Source organism: Cohnella sp. GbtcB17, assembly GCF_019091135.1.
In the GTDB taxonomy this organism is placed as follows: Bacteria; Bacillota; Bacilli; order Paenibacillales; family Paenibacillaceae; genus Cohnella.
In genome coordinates, this window is sequence record NZ_JAGXJW010000042.1 from 14,293 (window position 1) to 33,073 (window position 18,781).

Genomic DNA, 18,781 nt, shown 5'->3' on the forward strand with positions numbered 1-18,781 from the left:
TTACGCATCGAGCAATCCATCCTTCATCGCGCGGTAGACGAGCTGCGAGAACAGACTGTTGGACCAGGCGAACCATTTGCGCGTGAAAACGGCCGGATCGTCGGCGTGGAAGCCCTCATGCATGAATCCCGTGTCCCCGTCCGTCGCCTCAAGCATCGCGATCATCTCGAGCTTCTCCTCGGCGGTCGACGCCGTGATGCCCTGCATGGACAGTGCCATATGCCAGATGTAGTCCGGCGGCGTATGCGGGCTGCCGATGCCGCGCGCGACTTTGCCTTCGTAGTAGAACGGATTTTCCTTGCTCAGCGCGAAGCGGCGCGTGTTCTGATAGATCGGATCGTCCGCCGACACGTAGCCGAGGTACGGAATGGACATGAGACCCGGCGTGCCCGCGTCGTCCATCAGGCAGTAGTTGCCGTAGCCGTCCGTCTCGTAGGCGTAGATCGGTCCGAACTCGGGGTGGCGGTAGATGCCGTACAGCTGAATGCCGTGATCGATGTCGGCTTCGAGCGCTTTGAGCTCGGCCAGCAGCGCCATGTCGCGGAATACCCATTCGGCGAACTCCTGCATATGGCGCAGCGCGACGACCGCGAACATGTTGCCCGGGATATTGTAGTGGAAATCGCAGGCGTCGTCGCTCGAGCGGAAGCCCGACCACACCATGCCCGTGTAGTTGACCGGCATGCCCAGCCCGTTGTTGCGCAGGGAGTCCGTCGGGATGCCGTTGTTGCGCGTGAAGCGGTACGGGGACAGCTCGAAGTGGCGTTGCTCGGTCTTGAACAGGTCGACGATGATGCGCATCGCTTGCTTGAAGCCGGCGTCGAACACGTCCGCGCGGCCGGTTTCTTTCCAGTACAGGTAGGCCAGCCGCATCGAGAAGCACAGCGAGTCGATCTCGAACTTGCGCTCCCACACCCACGGCGACATTTCGGTCTCGTCGGTCGTGTTCCAGTGCCAGTCGTTGGCGGATTCGTTAAACGCGTTCGCGTACGGATCGATCTGGATGTACGCGATGTGACGGCGGATGAGGCCCGCGATGATGCGTTGCAGGTCGGCGTCGTCCTTGGCGAGCGGCACGTAGTGGACGACCTGCTCGACGGAGTCGCGCAGCCAGGAGGCCGGGATGTCGCCGGTAATGACGAACGTCGTGCCGTCGTCGAGCAGTTTGGTCGTCGTCTCGAGCGTGTTCGGGAAGCAGTTTTTGAAAAGCTGCAGCAGCTTCGGACGGTGCGCGAGCCGCTGCTCGGCTTCCGCCAGCACGTCCCGCACGGCCGCCGGCAGCGTCAGCTTCGGCATCGCGATCTGTGGCAATCTGAATTGTTCCATGGCAGGCAGGCCCCCGCTTCTGTTTGATTTAACGAGCTAAAATTACTTGATCGAGCAAATGTGTGCGTGGGACGTTGGGTGTGCCGCAGATCCCGCCGCGGCTGGTGGCTTATGTTAGCGGCATTGCGTGCCGCTATCGGCTCTTGGTCGAACCCCGATTCCCGCGATATGATACTGGCATGCCGCTGTCCCGTTGCTTGCCGACTAACTAAAGTTAGTGTGGCCGGGGGGCGTATATTAGCAGCATTTAATGCCGCTAAGGGCCCAAGGCAGCGTGTGTGTTTCTGCGTGTGTGTTTCTGTTAGCGGCATTGCGTGCCGTTAACGGGGCTGGAGACGATGTGGAGGCGCGAGTTAACGTTCTTTCATGCCGCTAACGAGACTGGAGGCGACATGACAGCGTGTGTTAGCGGCATTCCGTGCCGCTATCAGCTCTTTGGCATATCGCCTTCCCGCCACCGTAGAACGCTGGCGAATGGCTGATCCGCTGCATACCGTCGATTTTAAGATCGCCAACTCAACCTCTTTAGCGATCTAAAAGCTTAACGGTCTTAATCTCAAACGGCGCAAACGCCAGCTCGATCCGACCATCCTCGGCCTCAAGCGCGTCGCCGTTCGCTTCGAGCGCGTCGGAGAGCACGGCGCGCGCGAACGGCCGAGGCCAGTTCAGCGCGGCGCAGCCGCGGCCGCCGGACGACTCGTACAGGCGCAGCACGATGCCGTCGCCGTCCTCGGCGGGCTTGACCGAGTCGAGCACGACATGCTCGCTCACGAACGGCAGCAGCGCCCCGGTCGCCGGGAGCGAGCCGCTCTGACGATCGGCCAATACGACGACGTCCTCTGCGTTCAGCTCCGCGGCGCGGCGCAGCGTGTGCGCGGTCCGCCAGTCGCCTTCGTGCGGATAGAGCGAGTAGGTGAATTCATGCTCGCCGAGATCCGCGGTGATGTCCGGCCACTTGGGCGCGCGTAGCAGCGATAGACGGATCGTCGTGCCCTGGACGTCATAGCCGTATTTGCAATCGTTCAGCAGGCTGACGCCGTAGCCATGCTCCGATACGTCGACGAACCGGTGGCCGCACACTTCGTATTGGGCCTGCTCCCAGCTCGTGTTGCGATGCGTCGGGCGCTCGAGCGCCCCGTACGGAATCTCGTACGTAGCCTTGCTCGCCACGACGTCGATCGGAAAACCGACCTTCAGCAGCTTGTGCGATTCGTTCCAGACGACGCGAGTACGGAAGTCGATGCGCCGGTCGCCGTGGTAAAACACGACGTCCTGGCTGATCTCAGACTGATGAAGACGCCAGCGGAAGCGCAGCACATCCATCGTCTCGCCCTGCAGGGCGACGCTCTTCTCCAGCAGCTCGGCTTCGCCGGCCGGTTGCAGCTCGTAGCGCTCGTCGATGTCCCAGGCGTCCCACAACGTCGGGCGATCATGGTAGAAGCCGAAGCGGTTAGCCGCTTCGCCCGCCTTGACGATCTCCCGTCCTGCCGCTTTGTCAAACAGGCTAACGATCTCGCCTCGCGCGTTGAACCGGACGCGGTAGGCCGCCGTTTCCCAGCCGTCTCCAAGCCTATACCCGGCGGCGCCCGCCGCAGCCGTACTTGCATCCATCTCCTCGCGCAGCCAAACCGTCTTGTAGCCAAATGCCGGTACCGCCGGCACACACACGGTCAGACGATCTTCGCCGAAGACATCGGCGGTCAACCGGCGTCCTTCCGAATCGTACGCGGCCAGCGCGCTAGCGGACGATCCCGCCACCGCCAATGCCGCCTGCACGTCCCGTGCCCAACCGAGCCCGTTAAACACAACATACGGCACGCCTTCACCGGCCGTCGTATCGATGCCGCCCGCGAGCGCCGGCACAATCGCGCCGAGGCTCTCGCGTCCTTTTTCGAAGATCGTCCCGTACTCCTTCTCCGAAGTCACGTAGGCTTCGGTGATCGCCGATCCCGGAATAATGTCGTGGAACTGGTTGAGCAGAATCAGCTTCCAGCCTTCATGCAGCTCGCGGCGCAGCCGTGCGTCGAGGCCGGCATCCAGCTTCGGCAGCGCGAGCGCATGCCACAGCTCGGCCTCGCGATACAGCACCTCGGACTTGCGGTTGCTGCGCTTGTTGCGTCCATGGGTCGTGTACGTGCCGCGATGCAGCTCCAGATACAGATCGCCGTGCCATTCCGGCACCTCTCCGTGCTTCTGCTCCGCGCCTGCGAAAAAGTCCGCGGCCGTGCTGTGCTTGCTGGCGGGCTGGCCGATCATCAGATCCGCGCGATCGATGTATTCGAGCATTTCGCGCGTCACGCCTCCGCCTCCGTCGCCGTGTCCGTACAGCAGCATCTGCTCGGGATACACAACCTTTTGCCGGTAAGACTGCCAGTGCTCGTGAATGTCCTTGGGCGTCGTATGCTCGTTGATGCCGTGGTTCAGATACGACAGCATCGGCGTGCCGTCGATGCCGACCCAGCGGAACAGGTCGTACGGGAACACGTTCGTATCGTTCCAGTTGAGCTTGGTCGTCATGAAGTAGCGGACGCCGCCATGCTTCAGAATCTGCGGCAGCGACGCGCAGTAGCCGAACGTATCCGGCAGCCACTCGATGTCCGACACCCGTCCGAACTCTTCCCTGTAAAAACGCTGGCCGTACAGCATCTGCCGCATGAGCGACTCGCCGCTCGGGATGTTCAGGTCGGGCTCGACGTACATGCCGCCGACCAGCTCCCAGCGGCCCTCGGCGATCCGCTCCTTCACGCGTGCGTACAGCTCGGGATCGTTGTTCTTCAGAAATTCGAACAGCAGCGGCTGACTCTGCGCATACCGGAATTCCGGATACTCGCGCATGAGCGCGTCCACCGTCGAGAACGTCCGGCTCGTCTTGCGCACCGTCTCCCGCACCGGCCACAGCCAGGCGATGTCGATATGCGACTGCCCGACCATGTGCTGGACGCCTTCGGCGTTGCCGCCGACTGCGCGGACCTCGTCCCCCAGCTTCGTCTCAATCTCCGCGATCGACGCGCCCGCACGAATATCCCCTTCGCTCAGGGACACATAAGCGTCCATCGCGCGGAGCAGCGCTTCCAACAGCCGCGCCTTACGAAAGTCCGTGTCGGGCAGCAGCACGGCCGCGTCGCGCACGACCGTCGCCGCGTACAGCAGACGCTGCACGGGTGCATTCGCCAGCACCAGCTCGCTGCGGATGGACGTGATCGGCGGATGAATGGTGGCCTGCCGGTTGAGCGGATCGACCGGCTCGGGGATCGGGTCGTACAGCTCGATCTCAAGCTCGGGCGTCGTGCCGATTCGGGCGGCGTCCAGCGTCACGAACGTGTGGTTGCGGTCCAGCCCTTGGTACGAGGCGCCGTTAACGCGCAGCAGCCCCTCGCCGCCGGACTCGAACACGAGCCCGATTTTGGCGCCCGAGGCGATCCAATTCTCCGGAAGTTCAAGCTCTTTGCGGAAAAAGTACGTCGTCCCCTGCTTGCTGGGAAAAGCGGCAAGCTCCTCCGACTCGTACGGCCCGATCGCTTCGTACCGCCCCGGGAGCACATAAGTCGCCCGGTCGATCGCCCAGTCGCGCACTTCCGCCCGCTCAAGCCATTGCGCTTCGGACAGCTCGCGCAGGAAGCGTCGCAGGCGCTCCAACAGATCGTTTGCGTTCATCGGTCATCGTCCTCCTTCACGAGCAGATCGGCTGCCAGCGTATCGTCCGAATGCCGCCCGACCAGCACCTTGAAGCAGCCGGGCTCGACGACCCGCTCGTAAGCCGGGCCTACGTATTCAAGCTGTTCCCTGCCGACCTTAAACTGTACGGTGCGCGTCTCTCCGGGCGCCAGCGTTATCTTCTTGAAGCCCTTCAGCTCCAGCGCCGGCCGCGTGACCTGACTCGCGACGTCGGAGATATACAGCTGCACGACTTCTGCGCCCGCCATGCTGCCCGCGTTCGTCACGTCGACGGAGACGGTCGCTTCCTCGTCCGGCCCGATCGCGCTTGGCGTCACCGACAGGTTGGCGTATTCATAATTCGTATAGCTGAGTCCGTAGCCGAACGGATACTGGGGCTTCGAATCGCTCTCCAGGTACCGCTTGCCCCGCGAGCGCTTGCCGTTATAGTAGACGGGCAACTGCCCGACATCCTTCGGAATCGATATCGTCAGTCGTCCCGACGGATTCACGTCGCCGAACAAAATGTCCGCGATCGCGTGTCCGCCCTCCTGCCCAGGATACCACGCCTCGAGGATCGCGTCCGCATGCGCGTCGATCCACGGTTCGGCGATCGGACGGCCGTTGATGTAGACGACCACGAGCCGCTTGCCGAGCTTGTGGACTTCCTGGACCAGCTCGAGCTGCACGCCGGATAGCCGAAGCGACATCCGGTCGATGCCTTCGCCGCAGTCCATGTCGTTCCAGACATCCTCGGTCACCTTGGACGCGCCCGTCTTCAGGTCGATCGTGCCGTCGCCGAAGTCGCGCGCGCTGGAGCCGCCGACGACCATGACGACGGTGTCCGCCCGTCGCGCCATCTCGAGCGCCAGCGGAAAGCCGTCCCGGTCCTCGCCGCGAATCCGGCAGCCCGGCGCGTACAGCACACGCTCGGCACCGAGCTTGGCGCGGATGCCCGCGAGCACCGTGGCGACCTTGTCCGCAGGCTGAGGCGAGGTGTAGTCGCCCAGCTGGTTGTAGCCGAGGTCGGCGTTCGGGCCAATGACGGCGACCGTGCCGCCGAGGCCCGGATCGAGCGGCAGCGCGCCGCCCTCGTTTTTCAGCAGCACGACGCCTTCGGCCGCGAGCTGCCGCGCCAGCGCGACATGCGCGTCCGCGCCGATTGCCTCTCCGGCAAGCTGTGCATCCACATAAGGCCGCTCGAACAGACCGAGCTTGAACTTGAGCGTGAGGACGCGTACGACCGCGCGGTCGAGCGCCGCCTCATTCAGCTTGCCCTCGCTCAGCGCTTGCAGCAGATAACGCCCGAACATTTCGCCCGACATCTCCATATCGATGCCGGCTTCAAGCGCGCGCACAGCTGCTTCCATGCCGTCCTCGGCCGTGTCGTGCCCCGCTGCCAGCATGTCGATCGCGCCGCAGTCGGTGATGACCATGCCGTCGAAGCCCCAATCCCGGACGAGCACCTCGTCCAGCAGCTTCGCGTTCGTCGTGCATGGGACGCCGTCGATCTCGTTGTAGGCCGGCATGATCGACGCCGCGCCCGCCTCGACCGCCTTGCGGAACGGATGCAGGTCGACCTCGAGCAGCTCGCGCCAGCCCATATGGACGGGCCCGGCATTGCGCCCGCCCTCCGAGCTGCCGTAGCCGACGAAGTGCTTCAGCGTTACTGCCACGCTGTCTGGCGCATCAAGGCGCTCGCCCTGCATGCCCTCGACCGCGGAGACCGCGAGCCGGCCGACGAGATACGGATCCTCGCCGAAGCATTCCTCCGTCCGGCCCCAGCGGGGATCGCGAACGATGTCCAGCACCGGCGAATACGTGACCGCGCCGCCCTGGGCACGCGTCTCCTTCGCCACCGCGCGGCACATCTCGCGATACAGGTCGACGTTCCAGGCGCTGCCGATCGACAGCGGCACGGGAAATACCGTCGCGCCGATCGCCATATGGCCGTGCGAGCACTCCTCGCCGATCAGCAGGGGGATGCCGAGCCGCGAGTTCTCGATCGCATAGCGCTGAATCTCGTTCACCGCCTCCGCGCCCTGAACGGGCGACAGTCCCGTCTCCAGCGTGACGCCGGTCCAAGGGTCCGCGCGCAACGTGCCGTACAGCGAGCCGATGCCGCCCCGCGCGACCTGTGCCTTGAAGTTCTCCTTCAGGACGACGTTCCCGTCTTTATGTTCATAGGCCTGCCAGCCGAACGGCTGCACGAGCTGACCGACCTTTTCTTCCGCCGTCATCTGCCGCAGCAGCAGCTCCGCGCGCACGCGGGGCGGCTTCGACGGGTCCTTATAGTCCATCCTTTTCACATCCCGCTCATTCTTTGCATGCCGCTTAGGCTTATTCCTTAACCGACCCAACGGTCAGTCCCTGCACGAAGTAACGCTGGAAAATCGGATAGGCGAAGATGATCGGCAGCGACGCCAGCACGACCATCGCCATGCGCGCCGTATCCTGCGGCATGTTCTGCAGAATCTCGAGGCTGATGGAGCTGTTGGCCGAGTTCTGCTGGATGAACTGCATGCTCGATTCGATCTGCATGAGCATCGACTGGAGCGGCACCTTGTTCGGGTCGTCGATGTACAGCAGCGCGTTAAACCAGTCGTTCCAGTAGCCGAGCGTGCTGAACAGGCCGATTGTGGCGAGGCCCGGCAGCGACAGCGGCAGCACGAGCGTGGTGAAGATGCGGAACTCGCCCGCGCCGTCGATCTTGCCGGACTCGATGATGGCGTCGGGAATGCCGGTGATGTAGAACGTCCGCAGAATCATGATATAAAAAGCGTTGACTGCGAGCGGCAGGATAAGCGCCCAGACGCTGTCCTTCAGGCCGAGCAGCTGCGTCACGACGATATACGTCGGGATCATGCCGCCGCTGAACAGCATCGTGAAGATCGCGAACAGCGAGAAAAAGCGGCGGTACGCGAAGCTGCGGCGCGATACGGCGTAGGCGTACAGCGAGATGAGCAGCAGGCTGACGATCGTGCCGACGACGGTCACGAGGATCGTGACGCCGTAGGAGCGAAGCAGCGTATCGCCCGTTTTGAAAATATACTGGTAAGCTTCCAGACTCCAAGCCTTCGGAATGATGCGGTAGCCGTCCGTCGCCAGCGTCTTCTCCTCGGTGAAGGAGATGATGACGACGAACAGAAACGGAAATACGCACAGGATCGCGAAAATGCCGGCGATCAGGTTGAAAACGACGTTCCAAGCCGGCGATACCTGGTGGAAGTCGCGTTTTCTTTTCATCACGTTGAGCACCGGGTGACGCCTCCTTTCGGATCGGAAAATTAGAACAGCGCGCTGTCCTTGTCAAGTCTGCGCACGACGTAGTTCGACACCATGACGAGCACGAAGCCCACGACGGATTGATACAGGCCCGCGGCCGTGCTCATGCCGATCTCGCCGGTCGTCTTCAGGCCCCGGTATACGTACGTATCGATGACGTTGGTCACCGAGTAGAGCGTGCCCGAGTCGCGCGGCACTTGATAGAACAAGCCGAAGTCGGCGTAGAAAATTTTGCCCACGGCCAGCAGCGTCATAATGATGATGATCGGCTTGAGCAGCGGCAGCGTGATGTTGCGCACCTGCTGCAGCTTGCTGGCGCCGTCGATCATCGCAGCTTCGTACAGCGACTTGTCGATCCCGAGGATCGAGGCGAGATAGACGACGCTGCTGTAACCGATCGATTTCCACAAATAAACCAGCACCAGAATGTAAGGCCACACCTTGGGATCGTTGTACCATTGCATCTTGTCCATGCCCAAGTATTCGAGCGTATGATTCAGCAAGCCGCGGTCCATGCTCAGGAAGCTGAACGCGAAGTAGCCGACGATGACCCACGACAGGAAGTACGGGAGGAACATGCCGGTCTGATACAGCTTGGCCAGCTTCTTGTTCGCCAGCTCCGACAGCAGAATGGCCAGAGCGACGGAGAAGACGAGACCGAGTACGATAAACGCGATATTGTAAAGCAGCGTGTTGCGGGTGATCGACCACGCGGCGTCCGTGCTGAAGAGAAATTTGAAATTATCCCATCCGACGTTTTTGCTGTGGACGAGACTGTACCAGAAGCCGTGGCGGCTGAAGCGGTATTGCTTGAACGCGGCGATCGTGCCGACGAGGGGCAGGTAGGAAAAGAAAAGGAACCAGATGGCGCCCGGAAGCACCATGAGCAGCATAACCTTGTTGCGGTTGAACGAACGGAAAAACGATCCGACCATGTTCGCCAATCCCTCCTATGGCCTTTTGTGAATACGACAAAAAAGAACGAAAGATCGGGCGAATTGCGCACCCGCCCGATCTCGCGATTTTTATCCGGTTATTAAGCTTTGTTGGCGGCGACCCAAGCGTCCAGCTGGGTTTGCGCTTCGGCGATGACCTTGTCGAGGCCGGCAGCCTTGAACTGCTCGATCGCCTTCGGCAGATACGTGGCGGGGTCGACCGTACCGGTCATCAGCGACGCCCAGAATTGCTCCTTGACGTTCTGGATGGCGGTCATCTCGGTGGACACCTTCGTGCTGTCGAAGTTGAAGCCCAGAATCGGCGATGGCTTGCCTTCCGCGTTGAACTTCTTGAACTGCTCCCACTTGTCGTCCGGGTCGTTCTCGTTCAGGTACAGCAGCATATTGTTGCCCAGCGAGTACGACGGCATGTTGTAGTTTTGGGAAGCGTCGAGGTTTTTCATGTGCTTGTCGTCGATCTTCTCGTAATGCGTGCCTTCGATGCCGGAGTCGACCATGTTGCGGAGGACCGGATCGGTGTTGAGCAGGTTCAGGAACTCCATCGCCTTCTCCGGATGCTCGGAGTTGGCCGAGATCGCCATGATCGAGCCTTGTACCGACGTGTTCGTGATGACGGCATCGCTGGCAGGCGTCGAAGTGATGGGGTAGCCGTTGGAAGCCGACCAGGAGGTCTCCGCGAGCGGCTGCGTTTGCGCGCGGTCGAGCAGCCATTTGCCGGAGGTCATCAGATCCTGCGTCGAGCCGGTCGTCGCGGCTTCAGGCGCGACATAGCCCGCCTGGTAGTACTTGTGCATCGTGTTCAGCGCTTGCTTCATCTCGTCCGTCTCGAGGATGTCGACGACCTTCAGGTCGGCGCCGTCAAGCTTGACGGCCATCGGCATGTTGGTCACGAGATAGTCGTACGGCACATAAGGCACGTAGTTTTTGTCCATCGCGAACGGCGTGATCGATGGGTCTTGGGCCTTGATCGTCTTCAGCAGCGGCTCGAGGCTGTCCAGCGAGCGGACGGCAGTCGTGTCCAGCTTGTACTTGTCCACGAGGTTCTGGTTGAAGCGCCATACTTCGAGCTGCGGAAGCTCCTTGTTGGCCGGGATGCCGTAGTTGTGGCCGTCGACCTTGGAGCCGCTCAGAAAGCCTGGATCAATCGTATCCTTGATGCCCTGGCCGTACTTGTCCAGCAGCTCGTCGAGCTCGAGGAACGCGCCCTTGCGCGCGTTCTGCACGTAGTCGAAGCCGCCTGCCGAGGTGAACATGATGTCCATCGGTTCGCCCGAAGCGACCAGCACCTGCATCTTCTGCGTATAGTCGCCCCAGTCGATCATTTTCATCTTGATCGTGGCGTTGATCTTCTCTTGGGTGTACTTGCTCACTTCCGCCATGACGGTGTCGACGTCCTTCTGCGGCGTGCCGATCGTGTACCAGATCAGCTCGACCGGCTTGTCCGATGCACCGTCGGACTTGGCGTCATTGCCGCCGCAAGCGCTCAGCGCGAGCGACAGCGCGGTTACGGTTGCCGCTGCCGTCAGGCCGGTTTTTTTCGTCATTTTACTCATGTTTCTTGTGCCCTCCCTTATTTCTGATTCCCTTAGCAACAATTCAACTTTAATTCATGAAAGCAGTTTCAAATAGAACACAAACCTAATAAATCATGTTCAAAATAAAGAAAGGACTGCGCGGCTGGCAGTCCGGAGGCTTCTATAGGCTCGTCCCGCGTCAATGCAGGCCTTTGAACTCGGTCGGGGAGATGCCGACGTACTTCTTGAATTGCTTGTAAAAGTATCCCGTCTCCCAATAGCCGGCCTGGCGCGCAATGTCGTGCACCTTCAGCGTGGAGGACTTCAGCAGCCGTTTCGCCTGCTCGATCCGATACTTGTTGATGTACTCCGTGAAGCTCTCGCCCGTCTCCTTCTGGAACAGCTGCCCCAAGTATACGGGGTGGATGTGATACTGAGCGCCCAGCTGCTTAAGCGACAGCTCGTCCGCGTAGTGGCTGCGAATCTCCTCGAGCACCTGCAAAATGACAGGGCTGCGGCTGTCCTGGACCAAGGACTCGACGCAGCGCTCCGCGACCGAACGCAGCGCTTTGGCGAGCTCCGCATAATCCGAAGCCGCATTCACCTGGGCGAAGCTCTGCGAGAACATCTCCGTCTCGTCCGAATGCTTGATCGCCTTCAGCTCCATCTTGAAGCGGACGATCAGCTCTACCGCCACCTCGTGCAGGTAGGACGGCGCGACGCCTTCCCGGCGCCTGAGCCGCTCCAGATCGGCTTCGACCGCCGCTGCGAGGCCCTCCTTGTCTCTGGCGACCAGCAGTTTGCGGCAAACCTCCCAGTCGATCGGAAAATCCGACGGCTCGGCTTCCTTGAACGGCTCCGTCTCCGCATAGTCTATCCATTCGCGCTCCGGATAGATCATAAAATACTCCTGCGCCTTCTTCGCCTCGCGATAGCTGGCCGCGATGTCCGTCCGAAGCGGATGCACGCCGCCGAGCGAAAGCCTCGCCGCTTCGCCCGGGCTGCCTTTCTCGAGCAGCGGCAGTACGCGACGCGCCAGCTCCTGCTTGCCCGCCTCCTCTTCGGAAGAGAGACCGGCCACGATGACGAAGTCTCCGTCCATATCGCGAAACGGATACGCGGAGTCGCTCCCCTCGAACGCGCGGACGACGCGCTCGAACGTCTCCTCCTGCGCCTCGGGTTCAGCGGACGGGAGCCTCGCCAGGGCTATGACCCCGTACGGCTCGGTCAGCGCGATGCCGAGCAGGGCGGCGCGCTCGTTGAACTCGGCCTCCGAGATCCGGCCGCCGATCCACCGGTACAGCGTGTTGTCCTTCATGATCTGAACGTCGTACGGCGACAGCAGTGCGTTCGCGCCTGTGCTGTTCAGCTTCTCGACGGCGTTGTTCAGCGTATCGTGCAGCTCCTTGACGTTGATCGGCTTGAGCAGATAATTTTCGATGCCGAGGCGCATGCCTTCCTTCAGGTAATCGAATTCGTTGAAGCCGCTCAGGATGATCGCCTTCAGGTCCGGGCGGCTCTCGCGGGCGGCGCGGATTAGGTCCAGGCCGTTCATCCGGGGCATCGAAATGTCTGTAATGAGCAGATCGACGGGCGTCTGCCCGATGCGGCGGAGCGCTTCCTCTCCGTTCTCCGCGCTGCCGACCACCTCCAGACCGAAGGCCGGCCAGTCGATCGAATCGATGAGGCCTTCGATGATGAACGGTTCGTCGTCCACGATAAATACGTTGTACATTGTCGCGTCGTCCTCCTTCGATCCTTCGGTCCTTCGGTCTTAACCGCTTAATCCGCCAGCGGAATCCCGATGGCGACCTGGGTCTCCTTGCCGGGCTCGCTCTCGATCTCGATGCCGTATTCCGGCCCGTACATAAGCTTCAGCCGCTCGTGCACGCTCCGCAGCCCGAACGAGCTCTCGCGCTGCTCCGGATAGTCGAGCTCGGCCCGGATCTGCCGGAGCCGGTCGGGGTCGATCGACTTGCCGTTGTTGGTCACCGTGATCTGCAGCATCCCCTCCGCCGCGCCGACCTCGATCGCGATGCGGTTGTCGGTGCGGTCGTTTTCCATGCCGTGCACGATATAGTTTTCGACGATCGGCTGCAGCAGCATCTTCGGAATCACGACCGAAGCGTACGCAGGCGAACAGTCGATCGAATACGAGATGCGGTCCTTGAACCGGATGCGGAAAAGCTCGAGGTACAGCCGGCACGTCTCCAGCTCCTCGCCGAGCGTGCAGTCAGGGCCCGTCCGGACCGAGTTGCGGAACAGCGCGGCCAAGCTGTAGATCATCTCGCCGACGTCGCCCGCCCCCTGGGACATCGCCCGCATCCGGATCACTTCCAGCGTGTTGTACAGGAAATGCGGATTGATCCGCGCCTGAAGCGCGGCCAGCTCGGTCTGCTTGAGCTTGATCTCGGACTTGTATTCCCGGTCGATCGTCCGGTTCAGTTCCTCCACCATCTCGTTAAAGCTCCGGGAGATCTGCCCCAGCTCGTCCTCGCGCGCATCCTGCAGACGGACGCTGAGGTCGCCGCTCTCGACCTTCTTCATGAAGCGGACGATCTTGTTGGTTCGCTTCGCGATATTGACGATGAGCAGGGACGGGATCAGAACCGCGAACGCGATGCAGACGGCGCCGATGAGCACGATCGCCCGCTTGAGCCCGGCGTAGGCCTCCGCGATCTCTCTTTTCGGCGCGATGCCGACGACCGTGTAGCCCGCGGCGTTTTGCGTCAGACGCGAGATATAGGCCGGCTCCCCCACGTTGCCCGTGTCCTCGGAGTCGTTGATCTGCTCCATATACGGATACGTTTGCCCGTAATAGTCGCCCGACGAGTCGAACATGACGTCTCCGTTGGGGGTCAGGACGAGGATCGTTCCTTTAAAGGGAGACGACGCCCGCAGCAGCGCCTGGCGGATCATCTCGGAGTCGAAGTACACGAGGAGCTGACCGACATTCTTCAGCGTCGTCCGGTCGTTGATCTGCGCCCGCATCGAGTACAGCCGCGTATCCCACTGATCGATCGCCTTCCGGATCCACACGTTCGGCGTTCCGGCGTTCGGCCCTTCCAGCGACATAATATCCGGGATGTAAGAGCGGGATGCGTTCGTCCGGTACAGCTTCGGGTTGCCCGCGTATTTGTAGGCGTACATCAGCTGCTCGTCCGCGCTGTAGAGGATCAGGTTGCGGATGTCGGCATCGGTGCCGAGCTTGTTGCCGAAGTATTCGAGCGCATTGGCCGCGCTGGCGCTGCCGTTGGCGTAATTTTCGCCGAGCGTATATTGAATGTACTCCTGGTACGAATGCCGCAGCAGGTACGAGACATTGTCCGCCAGCAGGTTGTTGCGGTACATATCCTGTACGACGTTCTGCACCCATTCGTACTTCGTCTCCATGTACAGATTGACGCGGTCCATCGCGTCGCGCTGGTCGTTCAGCTGGCTTCGCACGATGGAGGCCGAGCTGGAATGGAACAAAAAATAAGAAAACGCAATGATCGTCAGATTGACGATCACGGCGAAGACGAGGATGACTTTTACGAACAGATTGTTTTGAAAATAGTTCCTGTAAACCTTTTTGACTCCCACTTCGAACGATCCCCCGCAGTCTGGATGAACGGCTTTCATTATAGCATGAAACGAACGATTCCCGAGAAAACAAAAGATCCCCGAGAAACGGCCGTAAAGGCAGCGTTCCCCGGGGATCGTCCGGTCATGCTATGCGATGGGCCGCGGCGGGCGGCGCCGGGCTTACTTGAACTTTTTCAGGTTGTAGAACGCCTTCTTGCCCGCGTATACGGCGGAGCCTGCCAGGCGGTCTTCGATGCGGAGCAGTTGGTTGTACTTCGCAACGCGGTCCGTACGGGACGGCGCGCCCGTCTTGATCTGGCCGGCGTTGGTCGCAACCGCGATGTCGGCGATCGTGCTGTCCTCGGACTCGCCGGAACGGTGCGAGATGACGGCCGTGTAGCCGGCAGTCTTCGCCATTTCGATCGCTTCGAACGTCTCGGTCAGGGAGCCGATTTGGTTGACCTTGACGAGGATCGAGTTGCCGACACCTTGGTCGATGCCGGAGGACAGGCGCTCGGTGTTGGTGACGAACAGATCGTCGCCGACGAGCTGGATCTTGTCGCCGAGCTTCTCGGTCAGCAGCTTCCAGCCTTCCCAGTCGTCTTCGGAGCAGCCGTCTTCGATCGTGATGAGCGGATACTTGTCAACCCAGCTGGCGAGCAGGTCGACGAACTCGGCGGACGTGTAGGATTTGCCCTCGCCCTCGAGGTGGTACTTGCCGTCCTTGTAGAACTCGGTGGAAGCGACGTCCATGCCCAGGAATACGTCTTCGCCCGGCTTGTAGCCTGCCTTCTCGATGGCTTCGATGATCGTGGACAGCGCTTCTTCGTTGGAGCCGAAGTTCGGAGCGAAGCCGCCTTCGTCGCCGACTGCGGTGTTCAGGCCCTTGGCCTTGAGCACGCTCTTCAGCGCGTGGAAGATCTCGGCGCCCGTGCGGAGCGCTTCCTTGAACGTCGGCGCGCCGACCGGCAGCACCATGAACTCTTGTACGTCGACGTTGTTGTCGGCGTGCGCGCCGCCGTTGACGATGTTCATCATCGGCACGGGCAGCGTCTTGGCATTGAAGCCGCCGAGGTATGCGTAGATCGGCAGGTCCAGCGCGTCTGCGGCAGCGCGCGCGACGGCGATGGAGACGGCCAGGATCGCGTTGGCGCCCAGCTTCGCCTTGTTCGGCGTGCCGTCGAGCTCGATCATCTTGCGGTCGATCGCAACTTGATCGAGCGCGTCGTAGCCGATGATCTCGGGTGCGATGATGGAGTTGACGTTGTCGACGGCCTTCTCGACACCCTTGCCGAGGTAGCGGTCCTTGTCGCCGTCGCGAAGCTCGACAGCTTCGTAAGCGCCGGTGGATGCGCCGGACGGTACGATGGCGCTGCCGAACGCGCCGGATTCGAGGCGGACTTCAACTTCAACCGTCGGGTTGCCGCGGGAGTCCAGTACTTCGCGTGCATAGACGTCAGAGATAATCGTCATTGTGAGGGAACACTCCTTAAATGGTTTAGTTGTAGGTTGTTGCGCAGCCGGTTTGAGTTCGTCTGCGCGCTGGAGCTCGGTTACGAGCCGAAGCTCGGGCGAGAGCCAGAGCCCGGGCGAGTGCGAAGCTAGGGCGGGAGCGAAGCTAGGGCGAGTGCGAAACTCGGGCGAGTGCGAAACTCGGGCGAGTGCGAAGCTCGGGCGAGTGCGAAGCTCGGGCGAGTGCGAAGCTCGGCTTCAGGCGAACAATGGCTAACCGCGCGAGCGGGGCGCTTCTGCTGGCGAAATAGTTGTCAATAGGCAGTTAATTGCGCCTTAGTATGCCGAATGGAGACAAATAGTTGCCAAAAGGCAGCTATTTCCGTTGTTTCTGGACGATTGCCTCGGTTTGACGCAAATTAAATGCTTTTTAACCGTTAATTCGCACGAATACGCCCGACAGGAGCGATTAGCTGCCGAAACGCAGCTATTTTCAGCGGACTGGAGACCAGTCGCAGCCAATACGCCTCTCCGCCCTCAAGCTTCGCCGCGCGGCGCCGGAATTCCTGCCGACGCCCGACATCGATCTTGAACCGGGAGAACGGCGTGCGCTCGGATGCGGCGAATTCCCGCTATCCGCCCGCCGCCGTTCATCGAGCCTGCGCGGTCGGCGCGGACATGGAGCGGCGGCCTGAAGCCGCCGCCTCCCGCAAGCTTACTCGCCCAGCGGCGCGAGCAGCGTGCGGCCGGTCATCTCGGCCGGCTGCGGCAGCTCGAGCAGCGTCAGCAGCGTCGGCGCTACGTCGGCGAGCATGCCGCCGTCGCGCACGGTCACGCCGTGCTTCGTCACGATGCACGGAACCGGGTTGGTCGTGTGCGCCGTGAACGGGCGGCCCGCATCGTCGATAACCATGTCGGCGTTGCCGTGGTCCGCGATGATGACGGCGACGCCGCCCTTCGCGAGGATCGCGTCGACGACGCGGCCGAGGCACGCGTCCGTCGCTTCGACGGCTTTGATCGTCGGCTCCAGCATGCCGGAGTGGCCGACCATGTCCGGGTTCGCGAAGTTCAGGATGATCGCGTCATGCTTCTCCGACTCGATCTCCTTCACCGCCGCGTCCGCAACCTCATAGGCGCTCATCTCCGGCTGCAGGTCGTAGGTCGCGACCTTCGGCGAGTTGATCAGCACGCGCGTCTCGCCCGGCAGTTGTAGATCGCGTCCGCCGCTGAAGAAAAACGTGACGTGCGGGTACTTCTCGGTCTCGGCGATGCGCAGCTGCGTCTTGCCCTGCTGCACGAGCACCTCGCCAAGCGTGTTGTCGAGCTCCTTGGGCTTGTACGCGACGAACCCGCCGACCGTTTCGCTGAACAGCGTCAAGCAGACGAAGTACAGGCCGACCGGACGTCCTTCGCCGCGCTCGAAGCCGCGGAAGTCCTCGTTCGTGAATACGTTGGACAGCTGAATCGCGCGGTCCGGGCGGAAGTTGAAGAACACGACCGCGTCGTTCGACTCGACCAGGCCGACAGGCTTGCCGTCGGCGCCGACGATGACGGTCGGCAGTACGAACTCGTCGTACACCGACGCTTCGTACGAAGCCTTGACCGCCGCGATCGGGTCGACCGCCGTCGGACCGTCGCCGTACACCATCGCGCGGTAGGACTTCTCGACGCGATCCCACCGCTTGTCGCGGTCCATCGCGTAGTAACGCCCTTGCACGGTGGCGATCTTGCCGACGCCGAGCTCTTCGATCTTGGCCTGCAGTTGGGTCAGGTAGCCGACCGCGCTGTCCGGCGCCACGTCGCGCCCGTCCAGGAACGCATGAATATATACGTCGTTCAGGCCTTCGCGCTTCGCCAGTTCAAGCAGCGCGAACAAATGCGCAATATGGCTGTGCACGCCGCCGTCCGACAGAAGGCCGTACAGATGCAGCTTTTTGCCGTTCGTCTTGGCATGGTTCACCGCGCCGAGCAGCGTCTCGTTGGCGAAAAAGTCGCCTTCGCGGATCGACTTGGTAATCCGGGTCAGGTCCTGATACACGATGCGGCCCGCGCCGATGTTCAGGTGACCGACCTCGGAATTGCCCATTTGACCCTCGGGTAGGCCGACGGCCTCGCCTTGGGCGGTTAATTGCGTATGCGGGTAGGTCGCCCACAGACGGTCGAAGTTCGGCTTGTTCGCTTGGGCCACGGCGTTGCCGTGCGTCTCCTCGCGAAGGCCGAAGCCGTCCAGAATGATAAGCGCGACCGGCTTCGGTGCAGCCATCTTACTTCGCCCCCTCGACCAGGGCGATGAAGGAAGCCGGCTCCAGGCTGGCGCCGCCGACGAGCGCACCGTCGATATCGGATTCGCCCATGTACTCGGCGACATTGTTCGGCTTCACGCTGCCGCCGTATTGAATGCGGACCTTGCCGGCTACTTCAGCGCCGAAAAGTCCTTCAACGACGCCGCGGATCGCCTTGATCGCGTCGTTCGCATCCGTCGCCGTCGAAGACTTGCCCGTGCCGATCGCCCAGATCGGCTCGTAAGCGATGACGACCTGCGCCGCTTGCTCGGCGGTCAGGCCGGCCAGCGCCGCCGTCGTCTGTACGCGGTTGACTTCGTCGGTCTTGCCGGCTTCGCGCTCTTCGAGCTTCTCGCCGACGCAGACGATCGGAGTCAAGCCGTGCTTGAACGCCGCATGCGTCTTCTTGTTGACCGTCTCGTCGGTCTCTGCGAAGTACTGCCGGCGCTCGGAGTGACCGATGATGACGTAGTCGACGCCGAGGTCCTTCAGGAAGACGCCGCTGATTTCGCCGGTGAAGGCGCCGTTGTCTTCGAAGTGCATGTTTTGCGCGCCGACCTTGATCGACGTGCCTTTAACCGCCTCGACGAGCGCCGGCAGTGCCGTGAACGGCGCACAGACGACGGTCTCGACGCCTGCGACTTCCGCCTTGCCTTTTACTTCGGACACGAACGCGGTCGCTTCGGAGACGGTCTTGAACATTTTCCAGTTGCCTGCAATGATCGGAGTTCTGCTCATGGGTTCA

The 18,781-nt window shown here is 61.7% G+C and carries 11 protein-coding genes; all 11 read right to left on the reverse strand.

The window, feature by feature from the left end; all coding sequences use genetic code 11:
• Positions 1 to 1,326, reverse strand: a complete 1,326-nt coding sequence (locus KVT38_RS21800; RefSeq protein WP_217595859.1) for a glycoside hydrolase family 125 protein — start codon at positions 1,324 to 1,326, stop codon at positions 1 to 3.
• 525 nt (positions 1,327 to 1,851) lie between these two features.
• Complete coding sequence (locus KVT38_RS21805) at positions 1,852 to 4,962, reverse strand: alpha-mannosidase (protein WP_217595900.1); 3,111 nt, start codon at positions 4,960 to 4,962, stop codon at positions 1,852 to 1,854.
• 14 nt (positions 4,963 to 4,976) lie between these two features.
• Positions 4,977 to 7,280 (reverse strand): glycoside hydrolase family 3 N-terminal domain-containing protein, encoded by a 2,304-nt coding sequence (locus KVT38_RS21810; RefSeq protein ID WP_217595860.1) that lies wholly within the window; start codon positions 7,278 to 7,280, stop codon positions 4,977 to 4,979.
• 40 nt (positions 7,281 to 7,320) lie between these two features.
• Positions 7,321 to 8,226: a carbohydrate ABC transporter permease gene (locus KVT38_RS21815; RefSeq protein ID WP_217595901.1), complete on the reverse strand. Its 906-nt coding sequence runs from the start codon at positions 8,224 to 8,226 to the stop codon at positions 7,321 to 7,323.
• A 41-nt stretch (positions 8,227 to 8,267) separates the two neighbouring features.
• Positions 8,268 to 9,200 (reverse strand): ABC transporter permease, encoded by a 933-nt coding sequence (locus KVT38_RS21820; RefSeq protein ID WP_217595861.1) that lies wholly within the window; start codon positions 9,198 to 9,200, stop codon positions 8,268 to 8,270.
• 101 nt (positions 9,201 to 9,301) lie between these two features.
• Complete coding sequence (locus KVT38_RS21825) at positions 9,302 to 10,774, reverse strand: ABC transporter substrate-binding protein (protein WP_217595862.1); 1,473 nt, start codon at positions 10,772 to 10,774, stop codon at positions 9,302 to 9,304.
• Between the two features lie 160 nt (positions 10,775 to 10,934).
• Entirely contained in the window at positions 10,935 to 12,470 is a 1,536-nt protein-coding gene (locus tag KVT38_RS21830) for a response regulator transcription factor (protein ID WP_217595863.1), read from the reverse strand.
• A gap of 47 nt (positions 12,471 to 12,517) precedes the next feature.
• Positions 12,518 to 14,320, reverse strand: coding sequence for a sensor histidine kinase (locus KVT38_RS21835; RefSeq protein ID WP_217595864.1), 1,803 nt, complete (start codon positions 14,318 to 14,320; stop codon positions 12,518 to 12,520).
• A 162-nt stretch (positions 14,321 to 14,482) separates the two neighbouring features.
• A complete protein-coding gene (gene eno / locus KVT38_RS21840; protein WP_217595865.1) occupies positions 14,483 to 15,775 on the reverse strand; it encodes a phosphopyruvate hydratase in 1,293 nt (430 codons plus the stop codon).
• A 694-nt stretch (positions 15,776 to 16,469) separates the two neighbouring features.
• Positions 16,470 to 18,017: a 2,3-bisphosphoglycerate-independent phosphoglycerate mutase gene (gene gpmI, locus KVT38_RS21845; protein ID WP_217595866.1), complete on the reverse strand. Its 1,548-nt coding sequence runs from the start codon at positions 18,015 to 18,017 to the stop codon at positions 16,470 to 16,472.
• 1 nt (position 18,018) lies between these two features.
• Positions 18,019 to 18,774: a triose-phosphate isomerase gene (gene tpiA / locus KVT38_RS21850; protein ID WP_217595867.1), complete on the reverse strand. Its 756-nt coding sequence runs from the start codon at positions 18,772 to 18,774 to the stop codon at positions 18,019 to 18,021.
• Positions 18,775 to 18,781 lie beyond the last annotated feature (7 nt).